Source organism: Salipiger sp. 1_MG-2023, from assembly GCF_030547555.1.
Classification (GTDB): Bacteria; Pseudomonadota; Alphaproteobacteria; order Rhodobacterales; family Rhodobacteraceae; genus Salipiger.
The window spans coordinates 1-4,719 of the sequence record NZ_JAUOQN010000117.1; the positions used below are offsets into that span (position 1 = coordinate 1).

The window sequence follows — 4,719 nt, forward strand, 5'->3', positions numbered from 1 at the left end:
TCAACGATCTGGAGGCCTTCAAGGCCGAATGCGACCTGATCGTCGCCAACCGCATCACCGACGATCTGCGCGACGTGTCCGACAAGGTCTTCACCCGAGATCTGTTCGGCGCAGACTGAGGTCGGCCACAGCGGGCTTGAAGGGCAGCGCGGCTCCGGTGATAACCGGGGCCGAACCAGCAGCGAGGCCGCCAGACCGATGACAGCCGATTTCATCAGGGCAAAAAGCCCCCATGACGCCGATATCCTCGCCGCCGCACGGCGGACGCTGACGCTTGAGGCCGAGGCGCTGGCTTATATGGCCGACAATCTTCCCGAAGATTTTGCCCCCGCCGTGTCGGCCATGCTGGCATCGAAGGGGCGGGTGATCGTGTCGGGGGTCGGCAAGTCCGGTCATGTCGGGCGCAAGATCGCGGCGACACTGGCCTCGACCGGAACGCCCGGGTATTTCGTGCATGCAACCGAAGCCAGTCACGGCGATCTTGGCATGGTGTCCAGAGACGACATCTGCCTGCTGATCTCGAATTCGGGCGAAACTACCGAGCTGCAGGACATCGTGCAGCACACGCGGCGGTTTTCCATCCCGATGATCGCGATCTCGTCGCATCCCGGCAGCACTCTGATGAAGGCGGCCGATTACCGCCTGACCCTGCCGCCCCGCCCCGAGGCCTGCCCGATCGGCAAGGCCCCCACCACATCGACCACGATGACGCTGGCGCTTGGCGATGCCTTGGCCATGGCGCTCATGGAGCTGCGCGGCTTTCGGGCCGAGGATTTCGGCATTTTCCATCCCGGCGGCAAGCTGGGCGCGCAGATGAAGACGGTGGCGGATCTGATGCACACCGGCGATGCGGTGCCGCTGCTGGATGCGGGGGCCTCGATGCACGATGTGTTGCTGATGATCACCTCGCGCGGCTTCGGCATCGCCGGGCTGACCGAAAACGGCGTGCTGACCGGGGTCGTCACCGATGGCGACCTGCGCCGCAACATCGAGCACCTGATGGAGCGCCAGCCGCTTGATATCGCCACCCGCGACCCGGTGACCATCACCCCCGAGCGCTTCGCTTCGGAGGCGCTGGCGATTGTCGATGCGCGCAAGATTCAGGTGTTGCTGGTGGTCGATCAGAACCGCGTGCCGGTCGGCATCCTGCATGTGCATGACCTTTTGCGCGCCGGCGTGGTGTAAGCCCGGCGCCCCCCCTTGCCATCGCGGGCCTCGCGCCCGCCCCACCAGTGAGAGCGCCTCTTGAAAACCGTCGTCATCATTCCCGCCCGCTATGCCTCGAGCCGCTACCCGGGCAAGCCGCTTGCCGCGCTGACCCTGCCGGATGGGCGCAAGACCACCCTCATCGAGATGACCTGGAACGCCGCGCAGCAGATCAGCGGCGTCGACGCGGTTTACGTGGCCACCGATGATGCGCGCATCGCCGATGCGGCGAAAGGCTTTGGCGCAAAGGTCATCATGACCTCGCAGGCTTGCGAAAACGGCACCGCGCGCTGCGCCGAGGCGCTCACCAAGCTGCCCGAACCCCCGGATCTGGTGATCAACCTGCAAGGCGACGCGCCGCTGACCCCGCCGTGGTTCATCGAGGCGCTGATGGAGCGGATGAAGACCGATGCCTCGGTTTCCGTCGCAACCCCGGTGCTGCGCTGCGACCGGCAGACCTTTGACAATTTCGTCACCGACCGCAAGAACGGCCGCGTCGGCGGCACCACCGCCATTTTCGATGCGCAGATGAAGGCGCTGTATTTCTCCAAGGAGGTGCTGCCCTTCATCGATCCCGGCAAGGTTCCCGACCCGATCCCGGTGTTTCACCACGTCGGCGTCTATGCCTATCGCCCCGAAGCGCTGAAGGCTTATACCGAAACCCCCGTCAGCACGCTGGAAACCCTCGAAGGGCTGGAACAGCTGCGGTTCCTTTACAACGGAACGCCCATGGCCTGCGTCGAGGTCGACGCCCGTGGCCGCCTGTTCTGGGAACTCAACAACCCCGAAGACGTCGCCCGCATCGAGGCGGCACTGGAGCAAGCCAAATGATCGAGACCCGCACCGTCAGCGTTGGCGACATAGACATCGGCGGGCGCGCGCCGTTTGCCCTGATCACCGGCCCGTGCCAGCTCGAAAGCCTCGATCATGCGCGGATGATGGCCGAAAAGATCGCCAAAGCCTGCGCGCCGACGGGGACAAAATTCATCTTCAAGGCCAGCTATGACAAGGCCAACCGCTCGTCGATCAGTACCGAGCGCGGCCTCGGTCTGGAAGAAGGGCTGAAGATCCTCGGCCAGATCAAGGCCGAATTCGGTGTGCCGATCCTGACCGATGTGCATGACGCGGCGCAATGCGCCCCGGCGGCCGAGGTCTGCGACATCCTGCAGATCCCTGCCTTCCTGTGTCGCCAGACCGACCTTTTGCTGGCTGCCGGCAAGACCGGCGCGGCGCTCAACGTCAAGAAGGGGCAGTTCCTCGCGCCTTGGGACATGGGCAATGTCGCCGAAAAGATCGCCAGCACCGGCAATGAGCGCATCCTGCTGTGCGACCGGGGCACCTCGTTCGGCTACAACACGCTGGTCAGCGATTTCCGCGGCCTGCCGATCATGGCGCGCACTGGCTATCCGGTGGTGTTCGACGCCACCCATTCGGTGCAGCAGCCGGGTGGGCAGGGCACCACTTCGGGCGGCCAACGCGAATTCGCCCCGGTTCTGGCGCGGGCGGCGGTGGCCGTCGGCGTCTCGGCATTGTTCATCGAAACCCACGAAGATCCGGACAACGCGCCCTCGGACGGGCCGAACATGATCCCCGTCGACAAGATGGCGGCCCTGATCGGCCATCTGCGCGCGCTGGACGATCTGATCAAGTCGCAAGACGATATCTTGCTGTAAAAGGCACGGCCCTTGGCAAATCCCGGAACCTGTAAAAATCAACCAGTCCACCTCTATCAGGGCTCCGACCCGGCACGTCACCGCGGCTTCGTTCGGGAAGATCCCAACGACGTTGGTCCGGCGCTTGATCTCCTTGTTCAAACGTTCAAGCGGGTTCGTGGAATGGATCTTCGCCCAATGGTCTTTTGGAAAGCTCTTGTAGGCCAAGACGTCGTCCTCGGCGCGGCGCATTAGCTCCGCAAGCTTGGAACGCCGCGGTTCGAACGCGTCGATCAGCTTGGCCCAGTGTTCTTTCGATGTCGCGAGCGTGTCCTGGTCGAAGGCGGTTGTGAGCGCCGCGGTGACGATCGGGCGGTTCTTCTCGCCCACGCAGGCGAGTGCGCTGCGCATAAAATGCACGCGGCAGCGTTGGACGGTCGCGCCGAGCACCTTGGCGGCGGCGGCCTTCAGGTCCTTGTGGTCGTCCACTGCCCGGCAGGCGCATGCGCAGCATGCTGCCGAGAGGGGCGATGATCAGGCGGGTGCCGCGCAGGCCGCGGTCGGCCAGAGAGCGCAGGAACTCGTCCAGAAGACCTCGGCTTCACTGGGCTGGACGACGATGCCCAGAACCTCGCGTCGACCGTCTATTACCCAGCAGGCGATTGTGCAGAGCACAATCTGCCGGGAGGGCAGGCTGACCGCAACGGCGATGCTGACGGTGAAGGGCTTGCCCGCCACCGGTTCGAGGGCTGCCCCGAACGCCGCCCCGGCGCACCTTGATGTACTTGCGCAGGCTCACTCGAACGCATGGCGTTCGCCTGCTCACATCGAGCCAGAGGCGGGGCCATTCGCCTTCGAGGGGGGGGCGGACCAGGAACGCGTTGACCCGTTCGTCCTCTCCCGGACATTGCTACGCAATGCCCTGCCGGGCAGTGGATCTCACCGCAGAGCCGTGAGACCTGGCTTTTCGACACGCCGGTCATGCCCATCGCCTTAACCAGATCGTCCACGGATCGTGTCGAGAGGCCCTGGACACAGACCTCCTGAATGACCGCCGTCATGGCTTTTTCCGCCGCCCTGCGGGGCTCCAGGAACTCGGGGAAGTCGCTGCCTTTGCGCAGCTTTGGGATCTTTACGTCGACCGTCCCGGCGCGGTTCGGGCATTCCTTCAGACCGATGGCAGTCCTGCCCTCACCCCACGCTCTGGATCGGTATCCGTTCCGGCGGTTCACCCGTTCGGTGCTGGGTTCGTGCGCGCCGGCGCCGCAGAGCTGATCGACGTCAAACGCCATGAGGCGGTCCGCGACGAAGCCGAGCATCTCAGCAAGCAAGTGGGTGTCGGACGTCTCCGACAAAAGCGCGCGCAGCGCGGCGGTCTCTGAGAGGCTGTCCCTGGTCAGGGTTGAGCTCCTCGGTCATAGGTCAGGTCGGCAAACCAAACTTTAGCCGAAGAACAACCGTGGCCGCCAAGCGACCCACGCGGACCTCGCTTCGCTAAGCGAAGGCTCCGCTCAGCCCGCACTACCGGCGGGAATTACACCACTTAGCGTAATCGCCATGTCCCACTCGCTCCATACCGTGGTGCAGGATGACCGCAGCTCAGCGTGTCGCTGAGTAGCGAACATGGAGGAGAGGATGAACGTATTTGCGGCACTTGATGTCTCACAAGACCTGACGGCGATCTGCGTGGTCGATGGCGCGAGAACCGTCCTTGCAGAGGTCAAGGTGCGGAGCTGTCCAGACGCGATCTCGGCGTGGCTCACAGGGCTACCGGGCGACGTGGAGGTAGTGCCCCGAGAGGTGGTGTAAGAGCGCCGACCTTCGGAGAGGTCCAAGGCTGATCAGGTCGCCACGGCGGACA

General features: G+C 64.4%; 3 protein-coding genes and 2 pseudogenes. 3 read left to right on the plus strand and 2 right to left on the minus strand.

The window, feature by feature from the left end; genetic code table 11:
* The first annotated feature begins 198 nt into the window (after nucleotides 1–198).
* The 3 genes from Q4543_RS23730 to kdsA are packed head-to-tail and all read left to right on the plus strand — an operon-like array spanning nucleotide 199 to nucleotide 2,879.
* Complete coding sequence (locus tag Q4543_RS23730; protein WP_303442520.1) at nucleotides 199–1,185, plus strand: SIS domain-containing protein; 987 nt, start codon at nucleotides 199–201, stop codon at nucleotides 1,183–1,185.
* Nucleotides 1,186–1,245: 60 nt separating this feature from the next.
* A complete protein-coding gene (locus Q4543_RS23735) occupies nucleotides 1,246–2,037 on the plus strand; it encodes a 3-deoxy-manno-octulosonate cytidylyltransferase (protein ID WP_303442522.1) in 792 nt (263 codons plus the stop codon).
* Entirely contained in the window at nucleotides 2,034–2,879 is an 846-nt protein-coding gene (gene kdsA / locus Q4543_RS23740) for a 3-deoxy-8-phosphooctulonate synthase (protein WP_303442525.1), read from the plus strand. The genes Q4543_RS23735 and kdsA overlap by 4 nt, the downstream gene beginning before the upstream one ends.
* A 54-nt stretch (nucleotides 2,880–2,933) precedes the next feature.
* On the opposite strand, the pseudogene Q4543_RS23745 reads toward kdsA, so the two are convergent.
* Nucleotides 2,934–3,500 (minus strand): annotated as a pseudogene (locus Q4543_RS23745) (transposase); the annotation flags it as partial.
* Between the two features lie 178 nt (nucleotides 3,501–3,678).
* Nucleotides 3,679–4,213 (minus strand): annotated as a pseudogene (locus Q4543_RS23750) (transposase); the annotation flags it as partial.
* Nucleotides 4,214–4,719: the final 506 nt, after the last annotated feature.